General features: G+C 60.0%; 13 protein-coding genes. 5 read left to right on the top strand and 8 right to left on the bottom strand.

The window, feature by feature from the left end; all coding sequences use genetic code 11:
* Positions 1-5: 5 nt before the first annotated feature.
* The 5 genes from ACA041_RS14100 to ACA041_RS14120 form a co-directional block, all read right to left on the bottom strand.
* Positions 6-932: a carbohydrate ABC transporter permease gene (locus ACA041_RS14100; protein WP_497441667.1), complete on the bottom strand. Its 927-nt coding sequence runs from the start codon at positions 930-932 to the stop codon at positions 6-8.
* A 158-nt stretch (positions 933-1,090) separates the two neighbouring features.
* Entirely contained in the window at positions 1,091-2,407 is a 1,317-nt protein-coding gene (locus ACA041_RS14105; RefSeq protein ID WP_497441668.1) for an ABC transporter substrate-binding protein, read from the bottom strand.
* 329 nt (positions 2,408-2,736) lie between these two features.
* Positions 2,737-3,642, bottom strand: a complete 906-nt coding sequence (locus tag ACA041_RS14110) for a helix-turn-helix domain-containing protein (RefSeq protein ID WP_497441669.1) — start codon at positions 3,640-3,642, stop codon at positions 2,737-2,739.
* A gap of 110 nt (positions 3,643-3,752) precedes the next feature.
* Positions 3,753-5,048: a glycosyltransferase gene (locus tag ACA041_RS14115; RefSeq protein WP_497441670.1), complete on the bottom strand. Its 1,296-nt coding sequence runs from the start codon at positions 5,046-5,048 to the stop codon at positions 3,753-3,755.
* 89 nt (positions 5,049-5,137) lie between these two features.
* Positions 5,138-5,503 (bottom strand): response regulator, encoded by a 366-nt coding sequence (locus tag ACA041_RS14120; protein ID WP_497441671.1) that lies wholly within the window; start codon positions 5,501-5,503, stop codon positions 5,138-5,140.
* 260 nt (positions 5,504-5,763) lie between these two features.
* On the opposite strand from ACA041_RS14120, the gene ACA041_RS14125 reads away from it, so the two are divergent.
* The 5 genes from ACA041_RS14125 to ACA041_RS14145 all read left to right on the top strand — a co-directional run bounded on the left by ACA041_RS14125 (position 5,764) and on the right by ACA041_RS14145 (position 12,290).
* The gene (locus ACA041_RS14125; RefSeq protein WP_497441672.1) at positions 5,764-9,255 is read left to right on the top strand and encodes a response regulator; all 3,492 of its coding nucleotides are present in this window, start codon (positions 5,764-5,766) and stop codon (positions 9,253-9,255) included.
* Positions 9,255-10,070: a CheR family methyltransferase gene (locus ACA041_RS14130; protein WP_497441673.1), complete on the top strand. Its 816-nt coding sequence runs from the start codon at positions 9,255-9,257 to the stop codon at positions 10,068-10,070. Before ACA041_RS14125 ends, ACA041_RS14130 begins: the two co-directional genes overlap by 1 nt.
* A complete protein-coding gene (locus tag ACA041_RS14135) occupies positions 10,067-10,660 on the top strand; it encodes a chemotaxis protein CheB (protein ID WP_497441674.1) in 594 nt (197 codons plus the stop codon). The genes ACA041_RS14130 and ACA041_RS14135 overlap by 4 nt, the downstream gene beginning before the upstream one ends.
* On the top strand, positions 10,654-11,835 hold the full coding sequence (locus ACA041_RS14140; protein ID WP_497441675.1) for a hybrid sensor histidine kinase/response regulator: 1,182 nt from the start codon (positions 10,654-10,656) through the stop codon (positions 11,833-11,835). The genes ACA041_RS14135 and ACA041_RS14140 overlap by 7 nt, the downstream gene beginning before the upstream one ends.
* 77 nt (positions 11,836-11,912) lie before the next feature.
* A complete protein-coding gene (locus tag ACA041_RS14145) occupies positions 11,913-12,290 on the top strand; it encodes a response regulator (protein WP_497441676.1) in 378 nt (125 codons plus the stop codon).
* A gap of 99 nt (positions 12,291-12,389) precedes the next feature.
* Here the strand turns inward: ACA041_RS14145 and ACA041_RS14150 are convergent, their stop codons facing one another.
* The 3 genes from ACA041_RS14150 to ACA041_RS14160 form a co-directional block, all read right to left on the bottom strand.
* Positions 12,390-14,060, bottom strand: a complete 1,671-nt coding sequence (locus ACA041_RS14150; protein WP_497441677.1) for a response regulator — start codon at positions 14,058-14,060, stop codon at positions 12,390-12,392.
* Complete coding sequence (locus tag ACA041_RS14155; RefSeq protein ID WP_497441678.1) at positions 14,057-15,559, bottom strand: ATPase domain-containing protein; 1,503 nt, start codon at positions 15,557-15,559, stop codon at positions 14,057-14,059. Before ACA041_RS14155 ends, ACA041_RS14150 begins: the two co-directional genes overlap by 4 nt.
* Positions 15,560-15,830: 271 nt before the next feature.
* Positions 15,831-16,886, bottom strand: a complete 1,056-nt coding sequence (locus ACA041_RS14160) for a tetratricopeptide repeat protein (protein ID WP_497441679.1) — start codon at positions 16,884-16,886, stop codon at positions 15,831-15,833.
* Between the last annotated feature and the right edge of the window lie 68 nt (positions 16,887-16,954).

Below are 16,954 nucleotides of genomic sequence, written 5' to 3' on the forward strand. Positions count from 1 at the left end.
AGGCCTCAGGCTTTGTCGGTCAGGTTTTTGCCGATCATCCGCACCAGGACGATGGCCGCGATGTTGGCGATCAGCACCGCGATCAGGCCGCCGGCGGACGCCATGCCGACGTCGAACTGCACCAGCGCCTGGTTGTAGATCAGGTAGGCGAGGTTGGTCGAGGCGTAGCCGGGGCCGCCGTTGGTGGTGGTGAAGATTTCGGCGAACACCGAGAGCAGGAAGATGGTTTCGATCATCACCACCACCGCGATCGGCCGGGCCAGGTGCGGCAGGGTCAGGTGCCAGAAGATCGCGATGGGCCCGGCGCCATCCAGGCGCGCGGCTTCCTTCTGTTCCTGGTCGAGGGACTGCATGGCGGTCATCAGGATCAGGATCGCGAACGGCAGCCATTGCCAGGAGACAATGATGATGATCGACAGCAGCGGGTAATGCGCCAGCCAGTCCACCGGCTGCGCGCCGAACAGTTTCCAGACGTAGGCGAGAATCCCCGACACCGGGTGGAAAATCAGGTTCTTCCAGATCAGCGCACCGACGGTGGGCATGATGAAGAACGGCGAGATCAGCAGCACCCGCACCAGGCCGCGGCCGAGAAACTCACTGGCCTCGAGCAAGGCACTGATCAGCACGCCGAACACCACGCTGATCAGCAGCACGCTGCCCACCAGCAACAGGGTGTTGGTGGCGCCGGGCATGAAGCCGGAATCGCTGAGGAAGTAGCTGAAGTTTTCCAGGCCCACGAACTGGTTTTCCCCGGGGTACAGCAGGTTGTAGCGGATCAGCGAAAAGTAGACGGTCATGCCCAGCGGCACGATCATCCACAGCAGCAACAACGCCACCGACGGGCTGACCAGGAACCAGCCGGGGTTGGCCAGGCGGCTTTTACGCACGGGTTGGGGGATGTCGATGTGAGCTTTGGCGGTTGAAGTAGTCATGGCGATAGCACCGATTAATGCAGACCTGTGAAGATCAAACTGTGGGAGCGAGCCTGCTCGCGAAGAGGTCGGTACATCCGATACATCTTCTGCGGCTGGAACACCGCCTTCGCGAGCAGGCTCGCTCCCACATGGATTGCGTGGAGGACGGGACGGGTTTATTTGGGATACCCGGCGCGCTTCATCTCACGTTCGGTGGTTGACTGGGCAGCTGTCAGTGCCTGGTCGACCGTGGTCTGGCCGATCAGCGCCGCCGAGAACAATTTGCCGACCTGGGTGCCCACCGCCTGGAATTCAGGAATGGTCACCAATTGAATGCCGATGTAGGGCACCGGTTTGGCGCTCGGCTTGCTCGGGTCCGCCACTTTCAACGACTCCAGCGTCACCTTGGCGAACGGCGCGGCGCTCATGTAAGCCTCACTGTAAGTCGAGGCCCGGGTGCCCGGCGGCACGTTGGCGATGCCATCTTTCTCGGCGACCAACGCCCCGTATTCCTTGGAAGTGGCCCAAGCGCTGAAGGTTTTGGCGGCGTCCTTGGCCTTGGAGCTGGTCGGGATCGCCAGCGCCCAGGAATACATCCAGGCCGAACCCTTGTCGGTGGTTTCGTGCGGCGCGAAGGTAAAGCCGACATGCTCGCTGACCTTGCTCTGGGTCTTGTCGGTGACAAAGGAGCCGGCAACGCTGGCATCGACCCAGATCGCGCACTTGCCGCTGTTGAACAACGCCAGGTTTTCGTTGAAACCGTTACTCGAAGCACCCGGCGGACCGGATTGCTTCATGGTGTCGACATAGAAATTCAGCGCGTTTTTCCATTCCGGCCCGGTGAATTCCGGCTTCCACTGCTCATCGAACCAGCGCGCGCCATAGGCATTGGCAACGGTGCTGATCAGCGCCATGTTCTCGCCCCAGCCGGCCTTGCCGCGCAGGCAGATGCCGTACTGTTCTTTATCCTTGTGGGTGAGCTTGCTGGCGAATTCGCCGATCTGGGTCCAGGTGGGGCGTTCGGGCATGGTCAACCCGGCGTCCTTGAACAGGTCGGTGCGGTAATAGGTGATGGAGCTTTCGGCGTAGAACGGCAAGGCATAAAGCGAACCCTTGACCGAGAGGCCTTCGCGCACCGAAGGGAACACATCGTCGAGGGCGTAGCTGGCGGGCAAATCCTTCATTGGCTCCAGCCAGCCCTTGGCACCCCAGAGTGCGGCTTCGTACATGCCGATGGTCAGGACGTCGAACTGGCCGCCCTGGGTGGCGATGTCGGTGGTCAGGCGCTGGCGCAGGACGTTTTCTTCCAGTACCACCCAGTTGAGCTTGATGTCCGGGTGCTCGGCCTCGAACGTTTTCGAGAGCTTTTGCATGCGGATCATGTCGCTGTTGTTGACGGTGGCGATGGTCAGGGTCTGGGTCTGGGCGCCGAGGCTGACGCTGCTGAGGGTCATGCAGGTGAGGGCTAGCAGAGCTTTTACAGAAGGTTGCATCGTGCACTCCTTTTCTGCACCCGGCGGGTTGCAGAAGGACGGTTATTGTTTTTGTGTCTTCCGAGGGCAGGAAGAATGTGCACTGATTACAGCGTTCAATTGATGGCGTGACAAATCATCGGTCACACTTCAATTGATACTATTTTGCACTGGTGTCAGGGGAGGGAGATGCTAAGACAGGCTTCACAGCGGTTATCTGTCATCGAGTTTGTACAGGTTTTGAGGGCCCCTTCGCGGGCAAGCCTCGCTCCTACAGGGGGAGACGTAACCCTGTAGGAGCGAGGCTTGCCCGCGAAGGCGGTCTGATGATCACCACATGACCAACGCCTTCAACCCAGATTCTGCTCAGTCAACCGCTGCACCGCCAACTTGCGGTAATGCGACGGCGTCATGCCCTTGAGCTGCTGAAAACGCCGATTGAAATTGGAAATATTGTTAAAGCCCGATTCGAAACACACGTCGGTCACCGGTTTATCACCATCGGCCAGCAGTTCGCAGGATTTGCTGATGCGCAGGCGGTTGACGAACTCGATGAAGCAACGCCCGGTGGCTTGCTTGAACACCCGGCTGAAGTAGGTCGGCTTCATGCCCAGGTGCTCGGCCACCTCCTCCAGCGGCAATTCCCGGGCGTAGTGGGCGAAGATGTAATCCACCGCGCGGTTGGTGCGGTCGATGTTGTGCTCGTCGGCCAATTGCGGCGTCGTGGCACCGGACAACACCTGGTAATCGTCGCAGGCTGCCAGCAGTTCCAACAGAATGAAAAAGTGCCCGAGTCGGGTGACGCCCTGCGTATCGGCGATGCGCTGCATCAGGCTCATCGCCTGGCGGATGGTGCGCTTGCAGCGGAACTCGATGCCGTACTGCGCACGCTCCAGCAGCGGCGCCAGGGTCTTGAGTTCGGTAAACACCTGATGGCCGCTGTCGAACAATTCGTCGGTAAAGTTGACCAGCATGTCGCGCTTTGGCACCACTTCGTCTTCGGCGACCTGGCTGATCCAGTTGTGGGGCAGGTTGGGGCCGGTGAGGAACAGTGATTCGGGGTAGAAGTTGCCGATGTAATCGCCGATGAAGACCTTGCCGGAACTGGCGACGATCAGGTGCAGTTCGTATTCCTTGTGGAAATGCCAGCGTACCAGCGGGCAGGGGAAGCCGTGCTGGCGATAGATGATGGACAGCCCGTTGTGGTCGTCCATCAGTTCGTAGGAAGGGTCGGTCACTCTGGTCGTGCGAGTCATATCAGGGCGCTTTTTTTGTTATCGCACTGCGATCATGCCTCGCTCCGGCCCGTCAATGCTACCCGGCAGTTCGTCGAGGCTTGCCACCCGGGCCAACCCACCGGGAAAAATCAGGCGTTCTGACGGTTCTTCGCTTCAATCCATTGAGACATGTACTGCGTGCTCTTGTGCTGATGATGGCGCAGCATGCTGCCGGTGAAGTTATCCCTTCTGATAGACGGCAGGTGTTGGCGGCAGTCGTTGATTCGGGCGATCAATGCGGGACCGTGAAGGGTCTGCTGGTAGCGCTTCGCCAACAGCTCCAGTCCTTGCGCCTGGGCCTTCAGCCATCGGGTTTTGTCAGTGTAGAGTTGCACCGCACTCTCGGCGAACGCCTCGGCCGTCCGGGTCACCGCCCCCGGCCATGGCTCCTCGTCGTGCATGGCTTCCGCGCCGATCGGCGTGGTGACATTCGGCGTGCCGCAAATCATTGCGTCGACGATTTTACCTTTGATCCCCGCGCCAAAACGCAACGGCGCCAGGCACACCCGTGCCGCCGACATGACTTGCAAGGCATCTTCCGCCCAGTTCATCACATGAAAGCCCTGGGCGGCATTGTGCAACGCAGTGGCTTTGGGCGGCGTGTAAGCCCCGTAGATGTGTAACTGGGCGCTGGGCAACTGTTGACGAATCAACGGCCAGAGGGTGGTTTTCATCCAGAGCACCGCATCCCAGTTCGGCGCATGGCGAAAGTTGCCAATGCTGAGGAAGTGCGCCCGCTGCTCGAAGGGCGCTGGCGGCGCGCTCGGCAGATCGACCATCAGCGGGCACCAGTGCAGCAGAGTGCGCGGCACCTTGAATTGTTCGACCAGCAACTCGATTTCCACGTCGGAGATCATCAGATTCAAGTCACAACGATAAATCGCGGCGATTTCCCGTTTAGCCAGATCGGTCTCGGCCATGAACTCAAACTCTGCGCGCAGTGCCGGCGCGAACAACTCGCTGAAATCATTGGCGTCGTCGCGGGTCTTGAGGCGTTCCTTGAGGCGTTGCTGGCGGGCATCGCGCAGGCTCTGCAGATCGGAGGTTTCCAGCACGCGCAAGGCATCGGGACAGTGTTTTTCAACGCGCCAGCCGAATTGTTCTTCCATCATGAACCGGTCGAACAACACGACATCCGGGGCCAGTTGGCTGATGAATGTGTCGAAGCTGCTGTTGTTCAATTCGATCGGCACTTCGCCAATGCCCAGGGCCGTCAGGTCTGCCCGATGTTCGCCAGTACCGGCCGGGCTGCTGAAAGTGATGTCCCAGCCTTGCTCCAGGAATGTCTCGAGGATTTGCATCATATGCCCGCCAGCCGCCGAAGAGCGGGGCTCGGGCCAGACGTAACCAATCACCAGGACTTTGGTTGCGTGGGACTGACTCATGAATGGACATTCCTTGAAACAGGGCAGGGGAAAATCGGGGGTGATTAAAACACAGGCGATGGCAGACCCTGAGTTCGCTTCTGCGCAGGCTAGGCGTTGGCAAGCATGGTTTTGACCTTGTCGCGCAACTGATCGATGGAAAACGGCTTGCCGATCACCTGCATGCCTTCAGGTACCTCGATGCTCTCGGCGTAACCGCTGGCGAACAGGATGGGCAGCTCAGGACGCAACATCCGCGCCTGGGTGGCCAGTTCCCGGCCATCCATCACCGGCAGGCCGACGTCGGTCATCATCAGGTCGATGGACTGATCCTCATCGTTGAGAAATTCCAGCGCCTGTTCGCTGCCATCGGCCTCGAGCACCTTGAACTCCAGTTCCTCCAGCACATCGGCAATCAGCATGCGGACGATGGCATCGTCTTCGACGACAAGGATGATGGATGCATTGGAGGACATAGTGGGGTTCCCGAAGGTTGAAAAGGTGGTGGCCGGCCAATCGAAATTGCCGGGCTCTTGCATGAGTAAGTGGCGGATCCCGACAAGTTCCCGGCGTGTTTAAAAAAAGGATAGCTACACAAAGCCGGCAAGGATAACCGCTCCTTTGCGCTGGAGCAGCTGAATGTAGGATTTAGCGCGAAAACGTGTCAGAAAGTTGGATCACAGTAGCGCTTTTGGGGCAAACTCCGTGGTTTTCAATAAATCGACAAGGCTTCCCCATGACCTCCGCGTCTTCGGTTGACGAGCAACGATTTCGTAAACTCCTGAGCCGCAACATCAGTCTGCCATTGGGTGTGGGCGTCATCAGTGCAGTGTTCTTCGTTTCACTGATCGCCTATCTGCTATCGGTGATCCAGTGGGTCGAACACACCGACCGGGTGATCAATAACGCCAATGAATCGATAAAACTGACCGTCGATCTGGAAACCGGGATGCGGGGCTTCCTGCTCACTGGCGACGAGCAATTCCTCGAACCCTACGAAACGGCCAAGCCACGAATCGCGGTCGCCCTCAAGACCTTGCTCGAACTGACCGCGGATAACCCGGTGCAGACCGACCGCTTGCACCGGCTGCAGGCCTTGCAGGAAGAATGGACCGCTTACGCCAAGACAACGATCGATCTGAAGCGCTCCCGCGGTGACTATCAAGGTGTGGTAAAGGCCGGGCAGGGTAAGCGCCTGACCGACGAGATCCGCAAGCAATTCGAAGACGTGATCGACATGGAGCAGCAGTTGCGCACCGCGCGCAACGAAGAAGTGCGCCGTACCACCCTGTGGAGCATCGGCCTTTACCTGTTGTTCATCGCCGGCATCAGCGCTTTGCTGGCCTACATCGGCCGTCGGGATTTGCTCAACCTTTCGCAAGACTACAGCGCCAACCTCGCCGCGCAACAGGCCAGCGCCCAGCGCCTGGAACGACAGGCCTGGCTGCGCAATGGCCAGACCGAACTGGCCGAGCAAGTGCTGGGGCAGCTGTCACTCAATGTGCTGGGGCGCAACATCCTGCAGTTTTGCGCGCAGTACCTCGGTACGGCCGTGGCGGCTATTTATGTCCGTGAAGAACACGGTGGCCTCAAGCGTGTTGCGTCTTATGGTTTTTCCCGCGAACAGGAAGCGCTCGAACAACAGATCCACAGCGGCGAAGGCATTGTCGGCCAGGTCGCGCAACAGGCTCGCCTGATCCGCCTCAACGACGTGCCGCGTGACTACTTCAAGGTCAACTCCGGCCTCGGCCAAGGCTTGCCCCATAGCGTGCTGGTGGTGCCGACCAGCGATGACGAACGGGTCAACGGTGTCATCGAGCTGGGCTTCCTGCGCCCGCTCAGCGAGCGCGATGTCGAGCTGCTGGAGCTGATCGCCGGCAACATCGGCACCTCCATCGAAGCCGCGCGCTATCGCCAACGCCTGCAGGAAGTGCTGGCCGAAACCCAACAGCTCAACGAAGAGCTGCAGGTTCAGCAGGAAGAGCTCAAGACCGCCAACGAGGAACTGGAAGAGCAATCGCGGATTCTCAAGGAGTCCCAGGCACACCTGGAAACCCAGCAGGTCGAGCTGGAACAGACCAACGAACAACTCGCCGAGCAGGCGCAGATCCTGGCTGACCAGCGCGACGCCATGGACCAGAAGAACACTGAACTCAACCAGGTGCAGGTCCAGCTCGAAGAGCGCGCCGAAGAGTTGCAGCGCTCGAGCAAGTACAAGTCCGAATTCCTAGCCAACATGTCCCATGAGTTGCGCACGCCGCTCAACAGCTCGTTGATCCTGGCCAAGTTGCTGGCGGAAAACCCCAAGGAAAACCTCAGCGCCGAGCAGGTCAAATTCGCCGAATCGATCTACTCCGCCGGTAATGACTTGCTCAACCTGATCAACGATATTCTCGACATCTCCAAGGTCGAGGCCGGCAAGCTCGAGATGCGCCCGGAGCACACCAGCGTCGCGCGTCTGGTGGACGGTTTGCGCGGGATGTTCCAGCCATTGGCCGCGGACAAGCAGCTGGATTTCCAGGTCGACTTGCAGTCGGGCGCGCCGTTGATGATTTATACCGACCGCCAGCGCCTGGAACAGGTCATCAAGAACCTGCTCTCCAACGCGGTGAAATTCACCGAAAAAGGCACGGTCAGCCTGACGGTGGCCAGCCAGCCCGGCGACAGTATCGCCTTTGTCGTGCGCGACTCCGGGATCGGCATTGCCGCGGATCAGCGGGAAAGTATTTTTGAAGCCTTCCGCCAGGCCGATGGCACCACCAACCGCCGTTACGGTGGCACCGGCCTGGGGCTGTCGATTTCCCGCGACCTGGCGGCACTGCTCGGCGGTTCCATCAGCGTCATCAGCGAGCCAGGGCAGGGCAGCGTATTCACCCTGGTCTTGCCGCAGCAATACGTCGAACTGGGCGAAGCGCCGGTGGAGCCAATGAAGGCCTCGCCGATTGCCATGACTCCACGCGCCGCACCCGCCGCGCCGGTGCCGCTGATGGCCGCCGTCGATATCCCGCGTTTCGACGACGATCGCTCCAAGGCGCCATTCGCCACCCGCTGTATCCTGGTGGTGGAAGATGAGCCGAACTTTGCGCACATCCTCTACGACCTGGCCCATGAACTGGGTTATCAGTGCCTGGTGGCCCATGGGGCCGACGAAGGCTACGACCTGGCCAGGGAGTTCATCCCGGATGCGATTCTGTTGGACATGCGTCTGCCGGACCATTCCGGACTGACCGTGTTGCAACGCCTGAAGGAGCACGCCGAAACCCGGCACATTCCGGTGCACGTCATTTCTGTGGAAGATCGCGTCGAAGCGGCCATGCACATGGGCGCCATCGGCTATGCGGTCAAGCCGACCACCCGCGAAGAACTCAAGGACGTGTTTGCCCGCCTCGAAGCGAAGCTGACCCAGAAGGTCAAACGCGTCCTGCTGGTCGAAGACGACGATGTCCAGCGCGACAGCATTGCCCGGCTGATCGGCGACGATGACATCGAGATCACTGCCGTTGGCCTGGCGCAGGAGGCGCTGGACCTGCTGCGCACGACGATGTTCGACTGCATGATCATCGACCTGAAGCTTCCGGACATGCTGGGCAACGAGCTGCTCAAGCGCATGTCCACCGAGGATATCTGTTCGTTCCCGCCGGTGATCGTCTACACCGGGCGCAACCTGACCCGGGATGAAGAGGCCGAGCTGCGCAAGTATTCGCGTTCGATCATCATCAAGGGCGCGCGCTCGCCCGAGCGCCTGCTGGATGAGGTCACACTCTTTCTGCACAAAGTCGAATCCGGGTTGTCCCATGAACGGCAGCGGATGCTCAAGACCGCGCGCAGCCGCGACAAGGTCTTCGAGGGCCGCAAGGTGCTGCTGGTGGACGACGATGTGCGCAACATTTTCGCCCTGACCAGTGCGCTGGAGCACAAGGGGGCGGTCGTGGTCATTGGCCGTAACGGCCGTGAGGCGATCGAACGATTGAATGAAGTCGAGGACATTGATCTGGTGTTGATGGATGTGATGATGCCGGAGATGGATGGTTTCGAAGCCACCACCTTGATCCGCAAGGACCCGCGCTGGCGCAAGCTGCCGATCATTGCGGTCACGGCCAAGGCCATGAAGGACGATCAGGAGCGCTGCCTTGCGGCCGGCTCCAACGATTACCTGGCCAAGCCTATCGACCTGGATCGCCTGTTCTCGCTGATTCGCGTTTGGTTACCGAAGATGGAACGTATTTAGTGCAAGCCAATAGCGAAATCGAATTGCGCCTTTTGATCGAGGCGATTTACCTCAAATACAGCTACGACTTTCGCGACTACTCCGGTGCGTCGATCAAGCGGCGCGTCCACCACGCGTTGAGCCAGTTCGAGTGCGCCACCATTTCGGCCTTGCAAGAGAAGGTGCTCCACGACCCGACGGCGTTCATGCAGTTGCTGCAATTGCTGACGATTCCGGTCAGTGAAATGTTTCGCGACCCCTCGCATTTCCTGGCGATCCGCCGGGAAGTGGTGCCGTTGCTCAAGACCTACCCCTCGATCAAAATCTGGATCGCCGGGTGCAGCACCGGGGAAGAGGTCTATTCGATGGCGATTCTGCTGCGCGAAGAAGGCTTGCTCGATCGCACCATCATCTACGCCACCGACATCAACCCGCGTTCGCTGGACAAGGCCAAGCAAGGGATTTTCTCCATGGAGAATGTCCGCGCCTACACTCACAACTACCAGCAGGCAGGTGGCCAGCAGTCGTTTGCCGACTACTATACGGCGGCCTACGGCTACGCCATTTTCGACAAGAGCCTGTGCGACAACGTGACCTTTGCCGACCACAGCCTGGCGACCGACAGTGTGTTTTCCGAAACTCAATTAATTTCATGTCGTAATGTGTTGATTTATTTCAATAAAAAGCTCCAGGGTCGAGCGTTCGGTTTGTTTCATGACTCCCTTTGCCATCGAGGATTCCTGGTGCTGGGCAGCAAGGAAACCCCGGACTTTTCGGCTTACGGCAACCAGTTCGAACCCTTGGTCAAACAGGAACGGATCTACCGCAAATCATGAACAGTGCAAAGGAATTGCCATGTGTAGAAGCTATCGTGATCGGCGCCTCGGCGGGCGGCGTGGAGGCGTTGCTGACGCTCCTGGGCCCGCTGCGCAAAGGCTTTGTCCTGCCGATCATTGTGGTGCTGCACCTGCCCGAAGCGGGTCGCAGTCAACTCGCCGAGGTATTCGCGCGAAGAGTGTCGCTGCCGGTGCTGGAAGCCCGCGACAAAATTGCGATCGAAGCCGGAACCCTGTATTTCGCCGGGCCTGGGTATCACCTGTCGGTGGAGCAGGACCGCAGCTTTTCCTTGAGCCTGGAAGACCGCGTGCATTACTCGCGTCCCGCCATTGATTACCTGTTCGAGTCGGCTGCCGATGCTTATGGCCCGACGCTGGCCGCGGTATTGCTGACCGGCGCCAACCGCGACGGCGCGCGCGGCCTGGCCCAGGTCAAGGATCGTGGCGGCCTGACCATCGTGCAGGACCCGGACGAAGCCCAGGTCGCGACCATGCCCCTGGCGGCGCTGGCTACCCACCAGCCGGACCACATTCTCTCTATACGCGGCATCGGCCGTATGCTTGTCGAGCTGGAACGAATAGCATGCTAAGTAACATCCAAGCCAAACTGCTGATCGTCGACGATCTGCCGGAAAACCTGCTCGCGCTGGAAGCGCTGATCAAGCGCGAAGACCGCCTCGTCTATAAAGCCTTGTCCGCCGACGAAGCGTTGTCCCTGCTGCTGCAACACGAATTCGCCATGGCCATCCTCGACGTACAGATGCCCGGCATGAACGGCTTCGAACTGGCCGAGCTGATGCGAGGCACGGAAAAGACCCGCAACATTCCCATCGTCTTCGTCAGTGCGGCCGGCCGCGAGCTGAATTACGCCTTCAAGGGCTATGAAAGCGGTGCCGTGGACTTCCTCTACAAGCCGCTGGATATCCACGCGGTCAAGAGTAAGGTCAACGTGTTCGTCGATCTGTTCCGCCAGAGCAAGGCGATGAAACAGCAGGTCGAACAGCTGGAGCAAAGTCGGCGCGAGCAGGAAGCGCTGCTCCAGCAGGTGCAGAGTACCCAGCTCGAACTGGAGCAAGCGGTGCGCATGCGCGATGACTTCATGTCGATCGTCGCCCACGAAGTCCGCACGCCGCTCAACGGCCTGATTCTCGAAACCCAGCTGCGCAAGATGCACCTGGCCCGGGATAACGCGGCGGCGTTCACCCTGGACAAGATGCACGCGATGGTCGATCGCGACGAACGGCAGATCAAAAGCCTGATCCGTCTGATCGAAGACATGCTCGATGTATCGCGGATCCGCACAGGCAAGCTGTCGATCCGACCGACACGCTTCGATCTGTCGGTTTTGGTCAGGGATTTGTTACAGAACTTTGCCCCGCAGATCGAAGCCGCCGAGTCCTCGGTCACCCTGCAGGCCGAGCAACCCGTGGTGGGCAGCTGGGATGAGTTCCGCATCGAACAGGTCATCTCGAACTTGTTAACCAACGCTTTACGTTACGGCGCCAAGAGTCCGATCACCGTGAAGGTGTACAGTGAGGGCGATCAGGCGCGGGTGGAAGTGCGCGATCTGGGGATCGGCATTGGTGAAGAAAACCAGAAACGCATCTTCCTGCAGTTCGAACGGGTTTCGGCAAAACACGCCGTCGCCGGGCTGGGCCTGGGGTTGTTTATTTCAGAACAGATTGTGACCGCCCATGGCGGTTCCATTACCGTCGAGAGCCGGATTGGCGAAGGCGCCTTGTTTCGCGTTTGTCTGCCGCTGTAGGAAAACAGCCAGTTAAACGCAACCTCTGATCGACCCCACGGTCGTATCAGCAGCTATTGACCGAACAAAGGCTTCCCATGAGTGAAGATGCACAAGACGTCGTACTGATCGTCGAAGATGACCCCTCGATATTGATGGTGCTATCGGCCTATCTGTCGGGTGAGGGCTACCGGGTATTGCAGGCCGAAAACGGCGAGCAGGCCTTCGAAATCCTGGCGAGCAAGCCGCATCTGGACATGATGATCACGGACTTCCGCCTGCCGGGCGGGATCTCCGGGGTGCAGATCGCCGAACCCGCCGTGAAACTGCGACCGGAGCTCAAGGTGATTTTCATCAGCGGCTATCCCCAGGAAATCCGCGAGACCGACAGCCCGATCACGCGTAAAGCGCCGATCCTGGGCAAGCCGTTCGACCTGAATGTGCTTCAGGACTTGATGCAGCAGATGCTTTCGTAGGAGCAAGCTTGCTCCGGGCGGCGTTCCGACGATGGTGTGTCAGTTAGCACGACCTGGCTGACACTCCATCGCGAGCAAGCTCGCTCCTACAGGGGGGCTTCAGATCTGGATCATCTCCCGCACCTTCGCCGTCAACAGGTCGAAAGTGAATGGTTTGGTGATCATCTGCATGCCAGGGTCAAGGAAGCCACCGCGTACCGCGGCGTGTTCGGCGTAGCCGGTGATGAACAACACCTTGAGTTCAGGCCGATATTGCCGGCCGATTTCTGCCAGCTGCCGGCCATTCATGCCGGGTAAGCCGACATCGCTGATCATCAGGTCGATTCGTTGCGCCGAATTCAGAATCGGCACCGCACTGTCGGCATCAGCGGCTTCGACGAAGGCATAACCCAGGTCGCTCAACACCGTACTGACCAACACCCGCACCGCCGGGTCGTCCTCGACGATCAGCACCGTTTCGCCCAGTTGCGCGAACGGCGCGTGCGGGGTGTCCACCGGCTTGTCCCTGGGCAGAGCACCACCGAAGCGCGGCAGGTACAGACTCACGGTGGTGCCATTGCCGACTTCGCTTTGGATGGCGACATGACCGCGCGATTGTTTGCTGAATCCATAAATCATCGACAACCCGAGGCCCGTGCCCTGGCCGATCGGCTTGGTGGTAAAGAAGGGGTCGAAGGCCCGGTTGATGGTGTTTTGCGCCATGCCACAGCCGGTGTCCGTGACGCTCAGCACCACATAGTCGCCAGGGTCGAGGTTGCTGTGGGCCTGGGTAAAGCCCGGGTCCAGATGCTGATTGCTGGTCTTCACGGTCAGTTGGCCGCCACCGGGCATCGCATCGCGGGCATTGATCACCAGGTTGAGCAGGGCACTTTCCAGTTGATTGGGGTCGGCCTCGGCCACCCACAACGGCTCGCTCAGCTGCATGTCCAGCTGAATGCTTTCGTTGATGCTGCGCTGCAGCAACTCGCCCATGGAAACCACCAGGGTGTTCATCTCCACTGGTTTTGAATCCAGCGACTGGCGCCGGGAGAAGGCCAGCAGGCGATGGGTCAGGCCGGCCGCGCGGTTGGCCGAGGTCACCCCCAGGTCGATCAGGCTGTCCAGATCTTCGGTGCGGCCACGGGCCAGGCGTCGACGCAACAGCTCCAGGCTGCCGATGATGCCGGTCAGCATGTTGTTGAAGTCATGGGCGATGCCGCCGGTGAGTTGGCCGACCGCTTCCATTTTCTGTGACTGGCGCAGTGCTTCTTCGTTGTTTCGCAGTTGGGCGGTGCGTTCCTCGACCTGCTGTTCGAGGGTTTCCAGGGTAGTCTGCAGCCGCAGTTCGCTTTGGCTCAGATCGACCAGCCGATCCCTGGCTTCATACTGTCGTCGTCTTCCACGCAACGCGGTGGTCACCAGGCTGATCAGGGTCACCGGATGAAAAGGGCGCTCGAGGAAGGTGACATTGCCCAGTTGCGGACCGAACCGCGACGCGGGGTTCTGTTCCGGGCCGCCATGATAGGTCAGCAACACAATCGGCAAGTCCGACCAGGCCGGCTGTTGCTCGATCAGGCTCAGCAACGGTTCGAGATCACCGCCCAGCAGCGCCTCGGAAGAGATCAGCAACAAGCCTGCGCCCCGGGTTAATTCGCTGCAAAGCCCCACCATATCGCGGGTGATGACGCCGTCGTAACCGGCTTCGTTGAGCATCATCAGTGCAAGCTGGCTGTCACGTCCCAGCGGCGCGAGAATGATCGCGCGCTCGGACATCGCTTCCATGACCGTCACGGGCTCTCATCCCCGAGCAATGGATTGCTCGCGCCCATATAAGTCGGGACGCCGCGCAACACGCCCTGGAACGCGTCCAGCGGTTCACCGATGGTCATACCCTGGCCGCTGATGCGGTATTCACGGATCGTCGATTCATGGCTGCCGGTGCGTTTCTTGATGATCGAGATCGCCCGGCGCACCTTGCCCAGGGCCTCGAAGTAACGCAGCAGGATGACCGTATCGGCCAGGTAGGTGATGTCCACGGGAGCCTGCATGTCGCCGACCAGTCCGTGCTGGGCAACGGTCATGAAGGTCGCGGCACCCCGGCGATTGAGGTACAGCAGCAACTCGTGCATGTGCAGCACCAGGGCGTTCTCTTCAGGCATGGCGGCCTGATAACCGTTGATGCTATCGATCACCACGGTCTTGATGTCGCGCTGGTCGACGCAACGACGAACCCGGTGGGAAAACTCGCCCGGGGACAATTCGGCTGCATCCACTTGTTCGATCAGCAAGTTGCCGGTGTCTTGCAGGGCTTTCAAATCAATGCCCATGTTTTTCATGCGTTCGAACAGCAAGCCCAGTTCTTCATCGAAAATGAACAACGCGGCTTTCTCGCCCCGGGCCACGGCCGCGGCGGCGAAAATCATCGAGATCAGCGATTTGCCGGTACCGGCCGGACCGAGGATCAGGGTGCTGGACCCGGTCTCGATGCCGCCGCCGAGCAGGGCATCCATTTCCTTGATGCCGCTGGTCAACTGCTGACGGACATACACCCCGCGATGTTCGGCGGCTACCAGCCGTGGGAACACGTGCACGCCGTCGCCCATGATGGTGAAATCGTGATAGCCGCCACGGTATTTCTGGCCGCGATATTTCACCACGCGGATCCGCCGGCGCTCGGCACCATAGTTGGGGGTCAGCTCTTCCAGGCGGATCACCCCGTGGGCGACGCTGTGCACGGTCTTGTCGAGGGATTCGGTGGTCAGGTCGTCAAGCAGCACCACCGTGGCGTCGTAGCGCACGAAGTAGTGCTTGATCGCGAGGATCTGGCGCCGGTAGCGCAGGGAGCTTTGGGCCAGCAGCCGGATCTCGGACAGACTGTCGAGTACCACGCGGGTTGGCTTGACCCGCTCGACCACTTCGAAGATCTGCTTGGTGGCTTCGCCCAGTTCGAGGTCCGAGGAGTACAGCAGGCTCTGCTGGTGCTCGGCATTGAGCAGGCTTTCCGGTGGCGTCAGCTCGAAGATGTGGATGTTCTCGTCAAGCTCCCAGCCATGGGACAGGGCGCCCTGGCGCAACTCGCGTTCGGTTTCCGACAGGGTGATGTACAACGAGCGCTCGCCGGTTCGTGCGCCGGCCAACAGGAAATGCAAGGCGACGGTGGTCTTGCCGGTACCGGGTTCACCTTCCAGCAAAAACACATGTCCGCGGGACAATCCACCGGCCAGGATGTCATCCAGACCGTCGATGCCGGTGGCGGCTTTTGCACTGAACAACTCGTTAGATGTAGACAAAAAATGCCCTCTCAAGATCAGGGGAAACGAGGCAGCAGGCCTGAAGTGCCTGAATGGACTGCCTGATCACTTGACCTTTGGCCGCGATGAGCGTTCAACACTTTTTGCTGGGTGTGATCATGGGATCTGTTTACGACCCCGATTCCTGGTGGGAGCGAGCCTGCTCGCGAAGAGGCCGTGTCAGTCAACATCGCTGCCGAATGTCAGCCCGCCTTCGCGAGCAGGCTCGCTCCCACAGGGATCGCAGTCGGACACGGGGTTTGTGTACCCTTCAAAGCCCTTGCTGCAACGCCGGGTCATCAGGGTTGAGCTGTTCCAGTTGCGCCAACAGAATCTGCACGTTCTGCAGTTGTCCGCTTTCCTTCCAGTAATTGATCAACAACACCCGGGCCCTGCGGTCGGCCGGGTGGCGCTGGACGATTTCCTGCAGCTGTTTCTGTGCCGCTTCCAGCTCCAGTTCGCCGTGCAGCGTGGTGGCCAGGTCGTAGCGGTAATCCTTGTTGTCCGGCTCCAGCTCCACCGCCTTGGAAAGGCCGAGCAGGGCGAATTCACTTTGCCCGTGATGCAGCAGCCAGAGCCCCAGTGCGTGTTGCAGGTAGGCGGAATCGGGCTGAGCCTTCAACTGTTTGGCCAACAGCAGTCGGGCGGCTTCGCTTTGGCCCTGTTTGTCCAGCACTTCGATTTGCATCACCAGCGCGGGCAGGTTGCCGGGCGCAAGACGCAAAGTGTTCTCCAGTGCCGCTTGCGCTTCTTTCAACTCGGCATTGTGCAGATGCAGCCGAGCCAGTTGGTAGTGGTTGTCGGCGCTTTCAGGCTGGCTTTTCAAGTCCTGTTCCCAGGCGTCGATGGCATGCTGCAGCGCGCCGAAATACAAGCCGAGATCGTCCGGCGAAAGTCCCAGCAGGGCATTCACCGCGGCATAACGTACACGCTGTTCGCTGTCATCGAGCAGCGGACCAAGCAGCAGACTGCGCTGCCCGTTGGGGACCAGGCCGCTGATGCTGTTGATCGCCGCAATGCGTACATCGGGGGATTCATGCTGCAAGTCCGCATCCGCCAGTTTCAGGGCTACGGAGCTGGGGTAGTTGGGCAGTTCGGCATGCAGCCAGACGCGACGTTTCGGCGAAAGGTCCGGGCGCGCCAATTGCTGGTAGAGCACCCGCGCCGCGCCCGGTTGTCCTGCGCGGGCCCGGTTGAGGGCTTCGGTGTAACCGCGCTTGATCGCTTCGGGTACCACGGGGGTTGTACTGCGCAGGAACACCCAGGCAAGGCCGATGGCAAACAGGACGCAGAGGCTGATGATCAGGTAGCGGCGGGACTGGGGCATGCAGGGATCCGGGAGCTGGCAAGCTTTTGCAAAGCTGTCAGCTTCGGTCAGGCAGGGCCCTGAGTCAA

The sequence above is a fragment of the Pseudomonas sp. LBUM1676 genome, assembly GCF_059695605.1.

Coding starts and splice junctions, on each gene's coding strand:
- ACA041_RS14115 (WP_497441670.1), bottom strand. CDS start 5,048: ATGAGTCAGTCCCACGCAACCAAAGTCCTGGTGATTGGTTACGTCTGG.
- ACA041_RS14105 (WP_497441668.1), bottom strand. CDS start 2,407: ATGCAACCTTCTGTAAAAGCTCTGCTAGCCCTCACCTGCATGACCCTC.
- ACA041_RS14125 (WP_497441672.1), top strand. CDS start 5,764: ATGACCTCCGCGTCTTCGGTTGACGAGCAACGATTTCGTAAACTCCTG.
- ACA041_RS14160 (WP_497441679.1), bottom strand. CDS start 16,886: ATGCCCCAGTCCCGCCGCTACCTGATCATCAGCCTCTGCGTCCTGTTT.
- ACA041_RS14135 (WP_497441674.1), top strand. CDS start 10,067: ATGAACAGTGCAAAGGAATTGCCATGTGTAGAAGCTATCGTGATCGGC.
- ACA041_RS14110 (WP_497441669.1), bottom strand. CDS start 3,642: ATGACTCGCACGACCAGAGTGACCGACCCTTCCTACGAACTGATGGAC.
- ACA041_RS14145 (WP_497441676.1), top strand. CDS start 11,913: ATGAGTGAAGATGCACAAGACGTCGTACTGATCGTCGAAGATGACCCC.
- ACA041_RS14100 (WP_497441667.1), bottom strand. CDS start 932: ATGACTACTTCAACCGCCAAAGCTCACATCGACATCCCCCAACCCGTG.
- ACA041_RS14120 (WP_497441671.1), bottom strand. CDS start 5,503: ATGTCCTCCAATGCATCCATCATCCTTGTCGTCGAAGACGATGCCATC.
- ACA041_RS14140 (WP_497441675.1), top strand. CDS start 10,654: ATGCTAAGTAACATCCAAGCCAAACTGCTGATCGTCGACGATCTGCCG.